Genomic DNA, 18,825 nt, shown 5'->3' on the forward strand with positions numbered 1-18,825 from the left:
CTGCGGTGTGGCGGCTACGCGGTTCGGTGCCTGCTCCACGCGTCCCACAGCTCGCTGTAGCGTCCGCGTCGCTGGATCAGATCGTCGTGAGTTCCCACCTCGACGACGGTTCCGTTGTGCATCAACAGAATTCGGTCCGCCCGCCTGGCTTGGTCCAGGCGGTGCGCCACGATCACCGCACTGCGACCGGACAACGCCGCGTCGGCTCCCCGTTCGAGAATCCCCGCCCCTGCGCTACCTGCATCGGCGGTGGCCTCGTCGAGAATCGCGACCGGCGGGTCGGCGAGGACGAGTCGTGCGAGGGCCAACTGCTGCGACTGCAGCGGCGTGAGCTGATGTCCGCCCGCACCGACGACTGTGTCGAGTCCGTCGGGCAGCAGGTCGACCCACTCGCGTGCGAACACCGTCTCCAGTGCCGCGGTCATCCGTGCGTCGTCGGCATCGGGATCCGCCAGGGCCAGGTCGTCGCGCAACGGCCCGGCGAACACGTGAACGTCCTGGGTGATCAGGGTGATTCGCGTCGCACGTTCGGTGTCGGGGGCATCCGCGATATCGGCCGAACCGAAGGTCACCGTTCCCGTCGCAGGCGTCCGCACGCCCGCGAGCAACGCCGCCAGCGTCGACTTCCCGGACCCCGACGCGCCGACCACCGCGATCGTCTCGCCTGGTTCGACGCGAATGTCGATGTCGCGCACCACCGTTCGGCCCGGACGGTAGCCGAACGAGACGCCGCGCGCCGCGAGGACGCCGCTCTCCGGGAGAGCCGCATTCCGATCGCGAGTCGGGTCGTCGACCCGGATCACTCCGACGATTCGTGCGAGAGACGCCAGGGCGGACTGCAATTCGTCGATGACGAGCAGCACGTCCTCGATCGGCTCGAACAGACGCAGGAAGAACAGCATGGCCGTCGTCGTCGCGCCGACCGTCAACGCGTCGGTTCCGACGAGGTGGAATCCGATGATCAGCAGCGACGCCATACCGATGAACTGGGCGGTGTTCAGACGGCCGTAGAAGCGGTTCTGCACGATGCGCGCCCGCATCGTCCACCGCACCACTTCCCAGGAGTGCAGGCCGACGCGGCGCGCGAGCGTCGGCGCCAGGTCGTACGCGTGCACCGTGCGCAGACCCTGCACGGCCCCCAGAACATGCTGCGCGCGCACGCCCATCGCTGCCCGCTCGGCTGCGTAGATCTCCGGAGCGTTGCGCAGATACCACCGCACGGCCAACGCGTAGATCGGCACGACCACCAGCAGGGCGATCAGGAATCGCCAGTCCAACGCCGTCAGTCCCACCGCAGTGAGCAGCACCGTGAACAGCGACGTCGACAGCGCGGGGACGACGTTCGTGATGGCGTTCGACACCTCGTCGACGTCATCGGTCGCCCTCGACACGAGATCTCCGCTGCCTGCCTCCTCGACGTGTTCGAGCCGCAGAGCCAGGCTGGAGGTGAACATCTTCTCGCGTAGCCGGGCCAGCACCGTCTCGAACAGCCTCGCCGACAAGACGACGGCGAGCGCACCGAAGGCGGCGAACCCGAGCGCCGCGGCCACCATCACCGCTCCCAGCAACCAGATACGGCCGTCGGCATCGCCGCTCACGACCGTGTCGACCATCGAGCCCAGCGCCCACGGCGCCACGAGACCGAGCGCGGCTCCGACCGTCATCGTGACCACGAGGACCGCGGCCCGCGATCCCTGACCGGCCAGCGCGAGACGCACTTCGGCCACCACGGCTGCCGTGTCGGCGATGGGCAGCGTCGTCCGTTTCGTACCGGTCGTCATCGCGACACCTCCACTGCTTCCCGACGGCTGCCGAGATCGACGACCGTCGTTGCTGCGGCCAGCACTGCAGGTGACGACGTGAACACGATCGTGGTTCGTCCCGTCCGCGCGAGACCGATCCGTTCGGCCACCGCGGCCTCGGTGACGGAGTCGACGGCCGACGTCGGCTCCAGGAGCACGAGTACATGGGGGTCCGCGGCGAGCGCGCGCGCCAGCGACACGCGTTGCCGCTGTCCCCCGGACAGCATCCGTCCCGCTTCGCCGACCGGGGTGTCCAGGCCGTCGGGCAGCACGTCGACGATGTCGTCGCACGCCGCTGCGAAGACGGCACGTGCAATGGCGTCGGAACCCTGGTCGCCGTCGACTCCGGAGGCGATGTTCTCGGCCACGGTGCCCTCGAAGAGATCGCTCTCGTGCGGTGCGACGAGCAGGGTTCGACGGCGGTCGGCGTCGGGCAGATCTGCGACGTCGATTCCGCCCACGGTGATCACGCCGTCGGCTGGAACCGTCAGCCCGGCGAGCATGTCGGCAAGTTCTGCGGTGGTACGCGCGTCGGCCACGACGGCGACGAAATCGCCTTCGGCGATTCGCCGATCCACGGTGTGCCCGGCGTTCAGGACCACGTCGTCGAGACGGATGTCGAATCCCGTTGCTGTGTCGCTTCTTTCGGCGCAGCGACGCGCGGGAGGCGCCTGCAGGACGGTCAGCACCCGTTCGGCCGACGCCACCGCCTGCGCCCAGATGGTGCCCGCGTTCGACGCGAACGCCTGCAGCGGACCCATGACGAATTGTGTGACAGCGACGACGGTGATGAGCTGGCCGACGGTCATCGCACCGCCGAGAGCCATCAGCCCTGCGGCGACGGCAACGCCGGCGATGAACAGACCTGCGACGGCTTCCATCGACCCGAGGTAGCCTGCCCGTGCGACGCTGGCCTTCAGCGTTCCGTGCAGCGCGCGCTCGCTCGCGCCCCGGTAGCGGTTGCCTGCTCGGTGTTCGGCGCCGAGCCCCTTGACGATGCGGAATCCTCCGACGAGGTCGGTCGCCGTGCCTGCTGCCTCTCCCGCGGCCTGCTGCTCCTGCATGCTGCGCACGCGAAGCGGCGACCCCGCGCGATCCATCGCCCACAGCATCAGCGGCGTCGCGACGAGGATCGCGAGACCCAGCGGCCACGAGATGTACAGAAGAATCGCGGCGGACGCGAGGACGGCAGCGAACTCGCCGACCGGGTAGACGACGATGGCAACGGCGCTCGCCAGCTGACGCGCGTCGGACGTGGCGATGTTCAGCAGCATGCCCGGCTGACGCGATTCCCCGCTCATGCCGCGGGCGTCGAGAATGCGATCGGTGATAGTGGTGCGCACGTGGTGCTGAATCGCATTCATGCCGAGAAAGCCGATGCGCGAACCGAATCGGAACGTCACCGACACAGCCGCGTACACGATACCGAGGACGACAACCCACAGCACGAGCTGTCCGAGGTCACCCGGAGCGATGGCTCGATCGATGGCGACACCCATGATCACCGGCACGAGCGCGGCACACAGCTGGTGCACGATCAGCAGAATTCCGGCGGGCACGGTGTACTTCTTGGCGGCGAACATCGTGCGCCAGGTCAATGCGCGCGGAGTCGTCGATTCGGTGACGACGATGTCGGTCGTCGCGATCGGCGTCGCAGGCGCGGCGAAGAAAACGGGCAGTTTCATCAGTGGGTGAGCACCGAATCGAGCAGGGCACGAGAGCTGAGCGAGTCGACCAGCTCTCCGGACCGCACCGCGATGTTCGACAGCAACGACGACGTCAGACCATGCGAATGTTCGGTCCCACCCTGCAGGTAGATACCTCCGGTGACGTGGTCGGCAGTGCGTACTCGATAGTCACGCTCGAGCTCGGGCGTACCGTCGTCGGCGAATCTGCACTCGTCCGCGAGCGGGCCGAGCACCGTGCGTAGGTCGAGCGGGCGGAATCCCGTCGCGAACACCACTGCGTCGCACCGCAGATGCTCGTCCCGGCCTGTCGGTCGATGCCGAACGGTCACGTCGACGCCGTCCTCGGTGACGACCGGCGTCGACACCTCGGATGCGCCGTGCACGAACAGTCGCCGCGTCCCCGTCACACGCTCGGTGTACTCGCGTTCGTAGAGGTCCTCGATCAACGGCAGGTCGACGGCCGAGTAGTTGGTACTGCGATGGTAGGCCATCAACTGCGCACGCAATTGCGGTGTCGCCGAATAGAAGTCGTCGACGGCTTCGGGGTCGAACACCCGATTCGCGTAGGGGCTGTCGTCGGCCGGGCTGTATCCGTACTTGGTGATCACGCCGTGCACGTGCGTGTCGGGAAAACGGTCGTGCAGATGAGCCACGACTTCTGCTGCGCTCTGACCCGCGCCGACGACGACGAATCGACCGTGTCGGCGTTCGGGCAAGGCGGACAGGTGGTCCAGCAGACGGTGGTTGTGGAACACACGTCGCGACGACTCGACGCCGTCCGGCAACTTCGGTGTGAGCCCGCCCGCGAGTACGACGTCGCGGGCCCGCAGAATTCGCGACGTGCCGTCGGCGCCGGTGACCGTCGCTTCGAAGTGTTCGCCGTTCCAGGCGATCGCCGTCGCCGACGTCGCGTAGTCCACGTCGGCGGAAACCTTGTCGGCGGCCCACGTCAGATAGTCGTGGAACTCGACACGCGACGGAAAGAAGGTCTGCAGGTTGATGAAGTGCGTCAATCGTCCACGGGCCGAGAGATATTCGAGGAACGTGAACTCGCTGCGTGCATTGCGCTGCGTGGCCAGATCCTTGAGGAACGAGATCTGCATGGTCGTGCCGGGCAGCAGCATGCCGGCGTGCCAGCGGAACTCCGGTTGGCGTTCGACGAATTTGGCGCTGAGTCGGCGATCGTCGGGAACTTCCGAGTTGTGCTCCTTCAGCGCGATCGCCAGGCCCAGATTCGAGGGTCCGAATCCGACTCCCAGGATGTCCACTACCTCGGAATGATCGCTCTCCATCAGCACAAGTCGTCCTCCGTCGAAGAATTTAACGTAGCCTAACCTATCGGACGGCGGCCAGTTTAGGCTATTTCGAACCGACGTGGAACGACACCCATCGAGACGAGGGACACCGATGAGCACCCAGACGAGTACGGCGGACGAACGTATCGGAATCCGGACATCAGGACGGTTCGTGCTGTCGCGCCCGCACGGAACGGTGGTGGCAAGTGGTGTGCGACAACAGTTCACCGACGCGGTCGACGCGATCGACGCGCTCCGCTCCGGCGCTGCCGACACGGTGGTGGGCGCGGTTCCGTTCGCGGCAGGGGCACCGTGCGCGCTGACATCGCCCGAGAAGATCGGCTTCACCACGGACCGTTGGACCCCGCCGCGCGCTCCTCGCCCGTTGCCTGTCCTCGTCGTCGACGAACTGCGCGAACGCGAGCATCTCGACCGCGTGCGCACCGCTGTCGATGTCCTACGCAGCGACGGAAACCCACTGGACAAGGTCGTACTCGCGCGGACTCTGTCACTGCGGGCCGAACGGCCGGTCGATCCCGAGGCCGTCCTCGCTGCACTGGTGTCGAATACACCGAGCGGTAACGGATATCTGGTCGATCTCGGCGCAGCGGGCGGCCGTCACGTCGGCAAGACGCTCGTCGGTTCGAGCCCCGAAGTGCTGATCCGCACACGGGGGCGCGTCGTGACGTGCCATCCACTTGCGGGTTCCGCCCCGCGCCACCCCGACCCCCGCGTCGACGACGAACACGGCAGATCACTGGCGCGCTCGACCAAGGACCGGCGCGAACACGCGTTCGTGGTCGACGCCATCCGGACCGCGCTGACGCCGTTCTGCACCGTCCTCGACATCCCGGACACGCCGAGTCTGACGACGACGCCGCAGCTGTGGCATCTGGGCACACCGATATCCGGCGAGTTGAAGGACCCGAGCGTGACCTCGTTGGAACTGGCCGTCGCTCTGCACCCCACCCCTGCCGTGTGCGGAACTCCGACCGAACTCGCGTACGCGACGATCGACGAACTCGAAGGCGATCGAGGCTTCTACGCCGGAGCCGTCGGGTGGTCGGACGGACGCGGCGACGGCGAATGGATGGTGGCGATCCGCTGCGCCGAAATCGACGGCAGCGCAGGCAGAATCACTGCCTACGCCGGCGGAGGAATCGTTGCCGAATCCGATCCCGATACCGAACTGCAGGAGACGAACGTCAAGTTCGGCACCGTCCTCGGAGCGCTGGGAGTGACACTGTGACAACACTTGTCGTGGGAGCCGGACGAGGAATCGGTCGTGCGGTGGCGCTGACCCTGGCGCGGGCAGGCCACCGACTGGCGTTGATGGATTCCGACGCCACCGCACTGGCGGAGACGACAGACTGTCTCGACGAGGCGACGCCTGCGTACACCGTCGACATCCGAGACGCCGACGCCGTCGGCGACGCGATCGACGACGCCGAAGCGCGAATCGGACCTCTCACGGGCCTGGCCCACGTCGCAGGCATTCTCGAGACCGGGTCGATCCTGGACTCCGATCCAGGCGCGTGGCAGAAGACCTACGACGTCAACGTGTTCGGTCTGCTCAACGTGGTTCGCCACACGGGCCGGAGCATGCGGGAGCGTCGTTCGGGATCCATCGTCGTCGTCGGCTCCAACGCAGCCGGGGTGCCGCGCATGTCGATGGGCGCGTACGGATCGTCCAAGGCAGCGGCGACGATGCTCGTGCGCATACTCGGACTCGAAGTGGCGCAGTACGGAATTCGCGCGAACATCGTCGCACCCGGCTCGACGGACACCGACATGCAGCGTTCGATGTGGCCCGACCCGGAGGACGACGCCCACGCCCGGCCCGTCATCGAGGGCGACCTCGCCACCTTCAAGGCCGGAATACCGTTGGGCCGCATCGCCTTGCCCGAGGATATCGCCGATTCCGTCGAATTCCTGCTGTCCGACCGCGCCCGCCACATCACGATGCAGTCGTTGTACGTCGACGGCGGAGCAACACTACGGGCGTGATGTTCAGCCGAGCACAGCAGCTATTTCCGCGGCCGTGCGATCGAGCTCGGCGCGGGACGGGGACGTCGGACGCGCACGGAGTCCGAAACCGTCACCCGACGTTCTCGGGATGACGTGGAGATGGACGTGGAAGATCTCCTGACCCGCGACCGTGCCGTCGGCGAGGAAGAAGTTGATCCCGGCGACGCGCGGATTGCTCGCGCGCACCGCGGCGGCGACCTTCTGCCCGACGACGAACAGATGCGCTCCGACCTCCGGGTCCAGTTCCGCCAGCGATCGCGCCTGCTGACGAGGCACCACCAGGACATGACCGCTCGTGAGCGGGCGAATGTCCATGAACGCCACTGCGATGTCGTCCTCGAAGACACGGGAGGACTCGGCGGTTCCAGCGATGATCTCGGAGAAAATCGTGTACGGGTTCATGACACGAGCTTAAATCTGCGTCCGCTGCACGTCGCGACTACAGTCTTGCCATGGGAATGATCGGTGGTGTTCTGTTCGACATCGACGGCGTGCTGGTCACGTCGTGGAAACCCGTGCCGGGCGCCGCGGAGACGCTGGAGTACCTGAGCAGCAAGGACATTGCGCGCGCATTCCTGACCAACACCACGTCGAAGACGAGGTCCCAGATCGCCGACGCGCTGACCGACGTCGGCATGGCAGTGCACGCCGACGAAATCGTCACCGCTGCAAGCCTTACCGCCGATCATCTGCGCGAAACCTACCCGGGCGCACGCACGGTCGTCGTGAACAACGGCGACATCACCTCCGATATGCCGGGCATCGAATTCGTCGACGAATCCGACGGCGATCCCGACGTCGTCGTGGTCGGCGGCGCGGGCCCCGAATTCACCCACGAACGCCTCAGCCGCGTCTACGACTGGCTGTGCCGCGGCATTCCCGTCGTCGCGATGCACCGAAGCCTGATGTGGACGACGGGCGACGGCCTGCGCATCGACACCGGGATGTACCTGGCCGGTATGGAACAGGCGTCGGGACACAAGGCGAAGGCCGTCGGAAAGCCTGCGCCGCTTGGCTTTCAGACCGCAGCCGAACGCATGGGTGTCGATCCGGTCGACGTCGTCATGGTCGGCGACGACCTGGACAACGACGTGCTCGCCGCCCAGGTCGTCGGCATGACGGGTGTGCTCGTGCGCACCGGGAAGTTCCGGCAGGACGTCCTCGACCGACGTGAGAAGGAGGAGTTCGGGCTCCAGCCGTCCCACGTCATCGATTCGGTGGCCGACCTGCCGGATCTGCTGCGCTGACGCACCCGTGCGTGCCGCACTAAAGGATCGGCGAGGGCGTGTACTTGGCGCCGGCCGGGAACTGATGCAGGAGGTTCTCGACCTCCGCGACGACAGCTGCGACCTGGGTCTCGGCGGATCCGACGAACGCCGACTTGTCCTGGAGCGCCTCGTCGAGCGCTGCGCGATCCAGCGGGATGCGGTCGTCGGCGGCGAGACGGTCGAGCAGATCCGGCTCCTTGCCTTCCTCACGCATCGCGAGTGCGACGGCGACGGCGTGTTCCTTGATGGCCTCGTGCGCGGTCTCGCGACCGACGCCCGCTCGCACCGACGCCATGAGCACCTTCGTCGTCGCGAGGAACGGCAGGTACCGCTCGAGCTCCTTGGCGATGACGGCCGGATACGCACCGAACTCGGCGAGCACGGTCAGGAAGGTCTCGATCATGCCGTCGATGGCGAAGAACGCATCGGGCAGCGCGACGCGACGGACGACCGAGCAGAAGACGTCGCCCTCGTTCCATTGCGCACCGGCGAGCTCGGCGGCCATCGACGCGTAACCCCGCAGCACGACCTGCAGACCGTTGACGCGCTCGCACGAGCGGGTGTTCATCTTGTGCGGCATCGCCGACGACCCGACCTGGCCCGGCTGAAAGCCCTCGGTGACGAGTTCGTGGCCCGCCATCAGGCGGACGGTGTGCGCGAACGACGACGGTCCGGCACCGACCTGCACCAGCGCGGACAGCACGTCGTGATCGAGTGAACGCGGGTAGACCTGACCGACACTGGTGAGCACGTGCCGGAAGCCGAGGTGGTCGGCGACGAGACGTTCGAGGGCCGTCAACTTCGACGCGTCCCCGCCGAACAGGTCGAGCATGTCCTGGCTGGTTCCCATCGGGCCCTTGATGCCGCGGAGCGGGTAGCGCGAGATGAGCTCCTGCAGACGCGTCAGCGCGATGAGCAGTTCGTCGGCGGCGGACGCGAAACGCTTTCCGAGCGTCGTGGCCTGGGCGGCGACGTTGTGGCTGCGGCCCGCCATGACGACGGACGAGTACTCGGCCGCGCGCTCGGCGAGGCGGGCGGCGACGGCGATACCGTGCGAGTGCACATGTTCGAGCGAACGCAGGATCTGCAGCTGCTCGACGTTCTCGGTGAGGTCGCGGCTCGTCAGACCCTTGTGGATGTGCTCGTGGCCCGCGAGTGCGTTGAACTCCTCGATGCGCGCCTTGACGTCGTGACGCGTGACGCGTTCACGGGCGGCGATGGAGTCCAGGTCGACCTGGTCGACGACGCGCTCGTAGTCGGCGATGGCGGCGGACGGCACGTCGACACCGAGTGACGACTGTGCCTTGAGGACCGCGATCCACAGCTGTCGTTCGAGGACGATCTTGTGTTCCGGAGACCAGAGGGCCACCAATTCGGGGCTGGCGTAACGGGTGGCGAGGACATTCGGAATGGTCACGGGGTCTCAGTCTACTGAAGGCACGACCGAAGCCCCTACCCCGCAGGCGCGACCACGTCGATGACCTCGAGCAACATACTGCGCGCCATCGCGCGTGGTTCCGGATCGACTTCGCCCAACGCGCCGACGACGGCACCGTCGACGACCGCGACGATGCGTCGCAGCTGCTGTTCGTGAACGGTTCGTCCGGCGCGGCGGAGCACGTCCGTCAGCAGGTCGTCGATCTGTGCCCGCAACCGCAGCTGCACTTCACGCAGTTCCGGATGCCGCGCCGACGCGACGAACCTCTCGTAGCGGGCGATCAGCCGTTCGCGTCCCTCACCGACACCGTCGTCGGGGCCGATGAGCAGGTCGACGATCAGCTCGACCGTCGACACCAGATCGGTGTGCAGTGTGCCCATGCCGTCGACGCGTCCCCGCATGATCTCCAATTCGCGATGTCCGAGCACCTCGACGGCACACGCGATCAGGTCGTCGAGCGATTCGAAGTAGTACGTCGTCGACGCCAACGGCAGCCCGGCCCGCGTCGCGACCGCCCGGTGACGCACGGCGTCGAACCCGCCTTCGACGAGAAGATCGGCCGCGGCGCACGACAGAGCATGTCGACGGCGAACCCCCTTGGGGGTGGCACCCGACACCTTGTGCGGCGTTCCGGCTGGGCCAATGGACATTCGAGTCATCGTGCCAGTCCGCGGTGGTGCGTTCGACCGAAAACGACGCATTTGCGTGTATGGAATCGTGAAGGCCATGCACCACGCGACCATCGACCTCCGTTCGGACACCGTCACCCGCCCTGATGCCGCCATGCGCGCCGCCATGGCCGACGCCGAAGTGGGTGACGACGTCCTCGACCACGACCCCACGATGGCCGCGCTGGAGGAGCGCGTCGCGTCGATGCTCGGCTACGAGGCCGCCCTGTGGGTGCCGAGCGGATCGATGTCCAATGTCATCGCGTTGATGCTCCACCTCAGCCGCGGCGACGCGTTCCTCGCACCCGACCACGCGCACGTGCTCGGCTCCGAACTGGGCACCGCGGCATGGCTCGCGCTCGGCATGCCGCGTCCGCTCCCCCACGACGGCGGCCCCGGTCGGCCGTCGGCTGCCGCCGTCCGTGCCGCAGCGGGTGGGCCGGGCCCGTACTTCGCGCTGAACACGACGCTGCTGTGTCTCGAGAACACGCACAATTTCGCGGGCGGCGCCGTGTTCGACGCGCAGGAATGGAACGAATTGCTCGCTGCTGCACGCGATTCCGGACTTCTGGTGCATCTCGACGGCGCCCGCGTCTGGAATGCGGCGGCCGCTCTCGGCGTGGAACCGGGCCTGTTGACGCGCGGCGCCGACACCGTGTCGGTGTGTTTGAGCAAGGGTCTCGGAGCACCCGTCGGATCGGTGCTCGTGTCCGACGCGGCCCGCATCACCGAGGCCAGGCGCATCCGCAAGATGCTCGGCGGCGGCGTCCGTCAGGGTGGAATTCTGGCCGCAGCGGGCCTGCTCGCCCTGGACAACGTCGACTCGCTGGCGCAGGACCACGCCAATGCCACGCTCCTCGCCGACGGCCTCCGCGACCGTGGTTGGGACGTCGCCGACCCGCAGACCAACATCGTCCTCGCGAGCGTTCCGGATCCACTCGCGACGGTTACCGAGCTGGCCGCGTCGGGCATCGCCGCGGTGACCGTCGCGGGCAAGGTGCGGTTCGTGACGCACCGCGACGTGTCCGAGGCCGACGTGAAGGAAGCCCTGGAACGTCTCTAGCCCGTCATCACCGGACCGAGGCGCGTCAGCGCTTCCTCGATGTCCGCGGTCGCGCCCGCGAACGAGAAACGGATCGTGCGGTGCCCGTGCACGGTGTCGAAGTCGACGCCGGGCGCGATCGCGACGCCCGTTCGCGCGAGGACGTCGGCACACCAGGCCCGCGAATCCTGCGTCAGGTGCCCGACGTCGGCGTACGCATAGAACGCGCCGTCGGCGGGTGCCAGGTCGGTGACGCCGAGCTGCGCGAGACCGTCGAGCAGAATCTTTCGGTTGGCGGCGTAGCGCTGCACGTGGCCGTCGAGTTCGACGCGGGACTCGTCGGTGAACGCCGCGATGGCCGCTACCTGGGAGATCGCGGGCGGGCAGACGGTCATGTTCGACGCCAACCGCTCGACGGATCGCAGCAGATGCGACGGCAGCAGCATCCAGCCGAGCCGCCAGCCCGTCATCGAGAAGTACTTCGACACCGAGCCGATGACGACTGCCTCGCGGGAGAACTGCCACGCGCTCGACGTCGTCACGTCGCCGTACGAGATGCCGTGATAGATCTCGTCGGAGATCAACAGCGTGCCGCGGTCCTCGCACCATCGCGCGATGGCGGCGAACTCGTCGACGTCGATGATCGTGCCGGTCGGATTCGCCGGACTCGCGATGATCAGGCCCTTCGGCGCTTCGGGCAACGCGTCGAGCATGGCGACGGTCGGCTGGAACCTCGACTCGGGTCCGCATTCGAGCTCGACGACGCGACAGCCCAACGCCGTCAACGTGTTTCGATACGCCGGGTAGCCCGGCCGGGCCATGACCACGGTGTCGCCGATGTCGAACGCAGCGAGGAACAGCAAGGTGAACGCACCCGACGAACCGGTGGTGACGACGACGTCGTCCGCATCGACGGCGATACCCGCCTCGTTCGCGTGATACGACGCGATCGCCTCGCGCAGCGGCAGAATCCCGAGGGTTTCCGTGTAGCCGAGCAGGTGCGCGTCGAGTGCCTCGCGTGTCGCTCGCAGCACCGGAGCAGGCGCGGACGTCGACGGCTGTCCCGCGGCGAGCGATAGCACGTCGCCGTGCGTGCGCGTCCTGACGGCAGCGGCTTTGAACACGTCCATCACGTGAAACGGTTCGATCTTGGATCTGTTCGACTCGGTGACCACGACTACCGAGGCTAACCGTCGTGGAAGACTGGACCGATGCCGGAACCCACTGCAGACGATGTCGCCGATGCTCTCGACGCCCTGCGAGCGGCGACGCCCCTGGTGCAGTCGCTGACCAACGTGGTGTCCGCGAACTTCGTCACCAACGTCCTGCTCGCGGCAGGCGCCAGCAACGCACACATCGACAACGTCCACGAGGCAGCAGGTTTCGCCGCGGTCGCGAGCGGCGTTCTGATCAACCTCGGCACTCCCGACGACGCCACCGCTGCCGCGTTCGACCTGGCCGCGGACGGGGCCTCCGCAGCGGGGACGCCCTGGGTGCTCGATCCCGTCGGCGTCGGAGGTCTGCCGTGGCGCACCGACCTGGCTGCGCACCTGCTGACGAAACACCCGACCGCCGTTCGCGGCAATGCGTCCGAGATCATCGCGCTTGCCGGACAGGGCAATTCGGGCCGCGGAGTGGACAGTTCGTCCGGCTCCGACGCGGCCGTCCCCGCGGCCATTGCTCTGTTGGAGTTCGCTCAGGTCGTATCGGCGTCCGGTTCCGTGGACTACATCGTCGGACGCGGAGATTCAGGCCCGGTCGGGGTACGGGTCGGCGGCGGCAGCCCTCTCCTCACCAAGGTCACTGCGACGGGATGCTCACTGGCCGCTCTCGTCGCCGCCTATCTGGCGATCGCTCCCACACCGTTGATCGGCATCACGTCGGCACACGCACACGTCGCCGTCGCGTCGGACATCGCTGCGGAGAACGCGTCCGGACCGGGGTCGTTCGCGGTGGCCTACCTCGACGCGTTGGCCGCAGTCACCCCCGACGACCTGCGCCGACGCGCTCTCGTCGAGCCGTTCTCGTTATCCACAGGTCGTGCCTGACGGGCCGTGTTCGCGGCATTCGTCGTGCGATCGTGTGTCGCCATGGGGGTATACACACGCACACACCTGCTCGAGTCGGGGATGTCTCGGTCGACCATCGACCGAAAGGTCCGAAGCGGCGCGCTGATTCGGCTGTTGCCGAGCGTCTATTCGGACCCCGAGCCGTCGTACTTCGATCTCTGTGTCGCGGTCACGCTGTGGCGACCGGATGCCGTGCTCAGCCACGTCAGCGCAGCGTGGTTGTGGGGCATGGTGGAGCGCGAACCGCCGACCGTGCACGCGACTCTTCCGCCGTCGGTACGCGTCGGCTCCGCCGACTGGCTGACGCTCCATACGCGCGCAGTTGTCGCGTACGAACGCCAAGGTCTGCCGGTCGTGTCGGCCGTTCAGTGTTTCGTGGACGTGGCAGCAACGCTCGACACGGCAGAGGTGGAGCAGTTCTTCGACCGCAACATCGGGTCCCGTGTGTCGTGGCGTGCAGTCATGGACCACTGCGACACCGTCAAGGGGATGAAAGGCATACCGGAGGTTCGGCGGCAACTCGAAATGTGCTGCCCCGGAACGCTGTCCGAGCCCGAACGAATGGTGGCACGAGCCGTGCGCGCCCGAGGGGTTCGCATGGAGATCAACGCGAAGATCGGTCCGTACTACGGAGATCTCGTCGACTACCCGTCGAAGGTGGACGTCGAGGTGGACGGACGCGAGTACCACAGCGCCCCGGCAGTGTTCGACAACGACCGCGTCCGCCAGAACTGGATGGTGGTACGGCAGTGGATGGTGCTCAGGTTCTCGGCAGCCACCGTCTACCGCGACGTGGACAAGGTCGCGGACGAGATCGTCTTCCACGTGCGGCGGCGTAGACGAAGCAGGGGTGCATGATGCTCCCTAACTCGGGGAAATGTGCGGGATCCCGCGGATTTCACGGAGTTAGGGAGCAAAATACCCGGGTCTACAGGGTAATCCGACCCTCGAGCGCCGCCAGACCGATGTCGGTGCGGAAATGGCTGCCCGGCAACGTGATCGCGTCGATCTTCGCGTACGCATCCGCGCGGGCAGCAGCGAGATCCGCACCCGAACCGACGACGCTGAGCACACGTCCACCCGCGGAGACGATTGATCCGTCCTCGACAGCCGTACCCGCGTGCAGCACGCCGTCCGCCTCGGATCCGACGATGGTGTCACCGGTACGCGGACGACCCGGGTAGTTCTCGGCTGCGAGTACCACGGTCACCGCGGCGCCGTCCTTCCACTGCAGCGGCGAGAGCGAGGCCAACGTGCCCGTGGCAGTGGCGTTCAGCGCCTCACCGAGCGGAGAGTCGAGCAGTTCGAGCACAGCTTGGGTCTCGGGATCACCGAAGCGGCAATTGAATTCGACGACGGCCGGTCCCTGCGCACCGATTGCGAGGCCCGCGTACAGAAGACCCGAGAACGGGCATCCACGCTTTGCCATCTCGGCGGCGACGGGCTCGACGACGTCGGTCACGATCTGCTGAACCACCTCGGCCGGCAGCCACGGCAGCGGGGTGTACGCACCCATGCCGCCGGTGTTCGGACCGGTGTCGCCGTCGCCGACACGCTTGTGGTCCTGCGCCGGGAGGAGCGGTACGACGGTGGTGCCGTCGACGAGGCAGAACAGCGACACCTCGGGTCCGTCGAGGAACGATTCGAGCAGCACGGGGTGACCCGTTTCGAGCAGTTCGGCTGCGTGATCCCGTGCCACCGCACGATCGGTCGTGACGACGACACCCTTGCCCGCGGCGAGACCGTCGTCCTTGACGACCCAGTTGGGGCCGAACCGGTCGAGGGCTTCGTCGAGCTTCGCAGGCGAGTCGACGACCTCGCTGTGTGCGGTGCGCACACCCGCGGCGGCCATGACGTCCTTCGCGAACGCCTTCGATCCTTCGATACGGGCGGCTGCGGCGGACGGGCCGAACGTCGCGATCCCGGCGTCGCGCAGCGCGTCGGCGACACCGAGGACGAGGGGCACCTCGGGTCCGATGACGACGAGATCGGCCTCGACCTTGCGGGCCAGCTCGGTGACGGCTGCGCCGGATGCGACGTCGACGGAGTGTTGCTCGGCGAGCTTCGCCGTGCCTGCATTGCCCGGAGCCACCAGCAGCTTGCTGACGTTCGGGTCCTTGCTCAGTGCAAGAAGGAGGGCGTGCTCACGAGCACCGGAACCTATGACGAGTACGCGCACAGTGCCCAAGCGTATCGGCTGGACACACCAGAAACGAAAACACGCTCCCCGCTGGTGCGGGGAGCGTGTTCGGCTCGTCTAGCTCAGGTCGTACAGCGTGACGCCGTCGACGGTGGTCGACGTGTAGTTCGCTTCGACCCACTTGGCGATCTCGGCGGACGTGCCCGAGTTGCCACCGCCCATGCCTCCACCTGCAATGAAGTAGTGGATCTCCCCGTCGGCGACGTACTGCTGGAACTGTTCCAGCGTCGGCGACGGGTCGGTGCCGTTGAAGCCACCGATCGCCATGACGGGTTCCTCGGTCGCGAGCTGGTAACCCGACGCGCTGTTCGATCCGACCGCCGCAGCGACCCACGTGTAGGAGTCGGCGTCGGCGTCGAGCAGTGACGTGAGAGCGTCGGACGGTGTGCTGCCGTTCAGCAGTCCACCGGCGCCGCCGCCCATGCCACCCATCGGTCCGTCGGCGGCAGCTGCTCCTGGGAATCCCGCGGACGCCTGGCCAGGCATCTGAGAACCAGGCATCTGAGGACCAGGCATCTGAGGCACCTGCCCAGCACCCGGCATCTGACCCATCGGACCACCGTCTCGCGTACCGCCGCCCATTCCGCCTGGGCGACCCATACCGCCCGGGCCCATTCCGGTGGACGGACCTGCGGAGACGATCGATCCTGTGTGCGGAGTCGCGATGGTGTCGATCGCATAGGCCGTCGGACCGGCAAGGCCTGCGAACATGATCGCGAGAATGGTTGCCACCGCGAGCTTTCCACGCGTCGCCACCGGAACAAGCAGGAGCACCGCAGCGACGAGTCCGACGACCAGCACCGCCCAGCGCAGCCACGGAACGAATTCTGCGCTGCGGCCCAACAGAACCCACGCCATCGCCACCGCCGCCGATACCGCAGCGGCCAGACCGATTCGCACCCACAACCACTCACGTCGACGCCACGCCAGCACGCTGCCTGCGCCGATGAGTGCGGCGATCGCGGGAGACAGTGCGACCGTGTAGTACGCGTGGAAGATGCCGGCCATGAAGCTGAACGTCAGGCCCGTGACCAGCAGCCACAGACCCCACACGATCAGCGCGGCACGCTTCGGGTCGGTGCGGCGGGCGCGTCCGCGCAACACGAGTCCGAGTACGAACAGAATCAACGCGGCCGGGATCAGCCACGCGATCTGGCCGCCCTGGGACGCGTCGAACATGCGGGTGATGCCGGTCTCGCCCCACATGCCGCCGCCCGCACCGCCACCGGGACCACCGCCTCCACCGACGCTGCCGGTCTCCTCGCCGTTGAGGCGACCGAGGCCGTTGTAGCCGAGGGTGAGCTCGAGGATCGAGTTGTTCTGCGATCCACCGATCCACGGACGCGACGACGCCGGCCACAGTTCGACGGCCAGCAGCCACCAACCGGCGGACACGATGGCCGCACCGAGCGCGGCGAACAGTTGCAGCAGTCGTTTGACCAGCTTCGGTTGTCCCGCAACGAGATACATCGCAGCGATCGGCGGGACGACGAGCATCACCTGCAGCTGCTTGGTCAAGAATCCGAATCCGACGAACATGCCGGTCACCACGAGCCAGCGTGTGCGACCGTCTTCGACTGCACGCATCGACGCCCACACGGCGGCGATCATGAGCAATACGAGCAGCGCGTCGGGGTTGTTGAACCGGAACATCAGTGCCGCGACGGGAGTCACAGCCAATGCAAGGCCGGCGAGAAGACCTGCGGCAGCGCCGAACTGGCGGCGGATCGTTGCCCACAGCAGCGCGACGGAGCCCACACCGAGCAGCGCCTGAGGAATCAGCATCGCCCACGAACTGAGACCGAAGATCCGTACCGACAGCGACATCAGCCAGAGCGACATCGGCGGCTTGTCGACGGTGATCGAGTTGGCCGCGTCGGACGACCCGAAGAAGAAGGCCTTCCAGGACACCGAACCTGCCTGCACTGCAGCCGAATAGAACGAGTTGGCCCAGCCGGACGCGCCGAGCCCCCAGATGTAGGCGACCGCGGTTCCCAGCAGCAGTGCGCCGAGTCCGACCCATTCCCATCGTGTGCCGGTCCGCTGCACGGGAGCGTCGGCAGTGCGTTCCATCAACATGGTCATTTACGTACGTCCTCGTTGTTGCGGAACACCCATCGGAGGGCGACGAAACGGCACACCGTCGCAACGAGATTCGCGACGACGAGCACCGCGAGTTCCACGTGGCGAGACGCACCGGGCGCCCATGCATGCAGGAGGGCCAACGAACCACTAGTGACCAACAGGGCGAACCCGAACACGAGCAAGCCCTGCAACTGATGCTTTCCGACGTCCTCGGATCCGCGGACGCCGAACGTGAACGCCCGGTTCGCCGCAGTGTTCAGCACGGCGGTGATCAGCAGGCCCAGGAAGTTCGCGGCCTGAGCACCGATCAACGGATGCAGGATGAGATAGAGCAGCGCGTACGCGATCGTGCTCGCGACGCCGATGATGGCGAAGCGCACCATCTGACCGACCATTCCGTGCGGAACTCCTGCCACCAGCGGCTCCCGTCCGAGACTCCTGCGAAGGTCGGCGACCGGAAGCGCGCCGGTGGCCAGTGCGCGGCCGACGCGCCAGCAACCCTGCAGGTCCTTCACGGCGGTGTCGACGATGTTGACGCTCGAATTGGGGTCGTCGACCCAGTCGACGGGCACCTCGTGAATTCGCAGCCCTGCCTTCTCGGCGATGACGAGCAGTTCGGTGTCGAAGAACCAGCCCGTGTCCTGCACGAGCGGCAACAACTCACGAGCGACGTCGGTGCGCATCGCCTTGAAGCCGCACTGGGCGTCGGAGAATCGCGCACGCAGCGACGTTCGCAGAATCAGGTTGTAGCTGCGAGAGATGAACTCGCGCTTGGCACCTCGCACGACGCGGGACGAACGGGCGAGCCGTGAGCCTATCGCGAGATCGGAGTGACCCGACATCAGCGGAGCGATCAGGGGCATCAACGCGTTGAGGTCGGTGGACAGATCGACGTCCATGTACCCGACGACATCGGCGGTCGACGCCATCCACACTGCCTTCAGCGCGCGACCACGGCCCTTCTCGTCGAGGTGATGAACCTGGACGCTGTCGATCTCGGCCGCGAGCCGGTGCGCGACGGCGAGGGTGCCGTCGGTGCTCGCGTTGTCGGCGATGGTGATCGTCGACCGGAACGGGATGGCGTCGTGGAGATGAGCGTGCAGGCGACGAATGCACTGTTCGAGGTCCGCCTCTTCGTTGTAGACGGGAATGACCACTTCGAGAGTGGCCGCCTGGACCGAGCCAGGCTCACGGCCGTCTGCTCGGAGTAGCGAGTTCGATGTCATGGGATCAAGATTCGGC

General features: G+C 67.0%; 16 protein-coding genes. 6 read left to right on the forward strand and 10 right to left on the reverse strand.

Annotated elements, in window-relative coordinates:
* Positions 1–14: 14 nt before the first annotated feature.
* Genes A3K89_RS10695 through A3K89_RS10705 form a run of 3 tightly spaced genes read right to left on the reverse strand, consistent with a single transcriptional unit; the run spans position 15 to position 4,782 of the window.
* Entirely contained in the window at positions 15–1,781 is a 1,767-nt protein-coding gene (locus A3K89_RS10695) for an ABC transporter ATP-binding protein (protein ID WP_068424991.1), read from the reverse strand.
* The gene (locus A3K89_RS10700; RefSeq protein WP_068424993.1) at positions 1,778–3,487 is read right to left on the reverse strand and encodes an ABC transporter ATP-binding protein; all 1,710 of its coding nucleotides are present in this window, start codon (positions 3,485–3,487) and stop codon (positions 1,778–1,780) included. The genes A3K89_RS10695 and A3K89_RS10700 overlap by 4 nt, the downstream gene beginning before the upstream one ends.
* A complete protein-coding gene (locus tag A3K89_RS10705) occupies positions 3,487–4,782 on the reverse strand; it encodes a lysine N(6)-hydroxylase/L-ornithine N(5)-oxygenase family protein (RefSeq protein ID WP_068424996.1) in 1,296 nt (431 codons plus the stop codon). Before A3K89_RS10705 ends, A3K89_RS10700 begins: the two co-directional genes overlap by 1 nt.
* Positions 4,783–4,897: 115 nt before the next feature.
* Between A3K89_RS10705 and A3K89_RS10710 the strand changes: the two genes are divergently transcribed.
* Together A3K89_RS10710 and A3K89_RS10715 are read left to right on the forward strand one after the other, a co-directional pair.
* Complete coding sequence (locus A3K89_RS10710) at positions 4,898–6,034, forward strand: isochorismate synthase (protein WP_068425000.1); 1,137 nt, start codon at positions 4,898–4,900, stop codon at positions 6,032–6,034.
* Entirely contained in the window at positions 6,031–6,792 is a 762-nt protein-coding gene (locus tag A3K89_RS10715) for an SDR family oxidoreductase (protein ID WP_068425003.1), read from the forward strand. The genes A3K89_RS10710 and A3K89_RS10715 overlap by 4 nt, the downstream gene beginning before the upstream one ends.
* A 3-nt stretch (positions 6,793–6,795) precedes the next feature.
* On the opposite strand, the gene A3K89_RS10720 is transcribed toward A3K89_RS10715, so the two are convergent.
* Entirely contained in the window at positions 6,796–7,215 is a 420-nt protein-coding gene (locus A3K89_RS10720) for an HIT family protein (RefSeq protein ID WP_068425006.1), read from the reverse strand.
* 50 nt (positions 7,216–7,265) lie between these two features.
* Here A3K89_RS10720 and A3K89_RS10725 point away from each other — a divergent pair, with 50 nt between their 5' ends.
* Positions 7,266–8,060, forward strand: coding sequence for an HAD-IIA family hydrolase (locus tag A3K89_RS10725; RefSeq protein ID WP_068425009.1), 795 nt, complete (start codon positions 7,266–7,268; stop codon positions 8,058–8,060).
* A gap of 19 nt (positions 8,061–8,079) precedes the next feature.
* On the opposite strand, the gene purB is transcribed toward A3K89_RS10725, so the two are convergent.
* Positions 8,080–9,498: an adenylosuccinate lyase gene (gene purB, locus A3K89_RS10730; RefSeq protein WP_068425012.1), complete on the reverse strand. Its 1,419-nt coding sequence runs from the start codon at positions 9,496–9,498 to the stop codon at positions 8,080–8,082.
* 35 nt (positions 9,499–9,533) lie between these two features.
* Positions 9,534–10,178: a TetR/AcrR family transcriptional regulator gene (locus A3K89_RS10735; RefSeq protein WP_068425016.1), complete on the reverse strand. Its 645-nt coding sequence runs from the start codon at positions 10,176–10,178 to the stop codon at positions 9,534–9,536.
* 67 nt (positions 10,179–10,245) lie between these two features.
* Here A3K89_RS10735 and A3K89_RS10740 point away from each other — a divergent pair, with 67 nt between their 5' ends.
* Positions 10,246–11,250 carry a threonine aldolase family protein gene (locus A3K89_RS10740; RefSeq protein ID WP_068426112.1) on the forward strand — a complete coding sequence of 335 codons (1,005 nt, stop codon included), beginning with the start codon at positions 10,246–10,248 and terminating at the stop codon, positions 11,248–11,250.
* Here A3K89_RS10740 and A3K89_RS10745 read toward each other — a convergent pair.
* Positions 11,247–12,359: a pyridoxal phosphate-dependent aminotransferase gene (locus A3K89_RS10745; protein WP_068426109.1), complete on the reverse strand. Its 1,113-nt coding sequence runs from the start codon at positions 12,357–12,359 to the stop codon at positions 11,247–11,249. The genes A3K89_RS10740 and A3K89_RS10745 overlap by 4 nt on opposite strands.
* Before the next feature lie 81 nt (positions 12,360–12,440).
* Between A3K89_RS10745 and thiM the strand changes: the two genes are divergently transcribed.
* Both thiM and A3K89_RS10755 read left to right on the forward strand, forming a co-directional pair.
* Positions 12,441–13,277: a hydroxyethylthiazole kinase gene (thiM, locus tag A3K89_RS10750; protein WP_068425019.1), complete on the forward strand. Its 837-nt coding sequence runs from the start codon at positions 12,441–12,443 to the stop codon at positions 13,275–13,277.
* A 42-nt stretch (positions 13,278–13,319) separates the two neighbouring features.
* The gene (locus A3K89_RS10755) at positions 13,320–14,156 is read left to right on the forward strand and encodes a type IV toxin-antitoxin system AbiEi family antitoxin domain-containing protein (RefSeq protein WP_068426115.1); all 837 of its coding nucleotides are present in this window, start codon (positions 13,320–13,322) and stop codon (positions 14,154–14,156) included.
* Positions 14,157–14,226: 70 nt separating this feature from the next.
* On the opposite strand, the gene purD is transcribed toward A3K89_RS10755, so the two are convergent.
* The 3 genes from purD to A3K89_RS10770 form a co-directional block, all read right to left on the reverse strand.
* Entirely contained in the window at positions 14,227–15,477 is a 1,251-nt protein-coding gene (gene purD / locus A3K89_RS10760; RefSeq protein ID WP_068425022.1) for a phosphoribosylamine--glycine ligase, read from the reverse strand.
* Positions 15,478–15,555: 78 nt separating this feature from the next.
* Complete coding sequence (locus A3K89_RS10765; RefSeq protein WP_068425025.1) at positions 15,556–17,583, reverse strand: glycosyltransferase family 39 protein; 2,028 nt, start codon at positions 17,581–17,583, stop codon at positions 15,556–15,558.
* Entirely contained in the window at positions 17,580–18,809 is a 1,230-nt protein-coding gene (locus A3K89_RS10770; RefSeq protein ID WP_068425028.1) for a bifunctional glycosyltransferase family 2/GtrA family protein, read from the reverse strand. The genes A3K89_RS10765 and A3K89_RS10770 overlap by 4 nt, the downstream gene beginning before the upstream one ends.
* Between the last annotated feature and the right edge of the window lie 16 nt (positions 18,810–18,825).

Origin of the sequence: Rhodococcoides kyotonense (assembly GCF_001645385.1) — a bacterium.
GTDB lineage: Bacteria > Actinomycetota > Actinomycetes > Mycobacteriales > Mycobacteriaceae > Rhodococcoides > Rhodococcoides kyotonensis_B.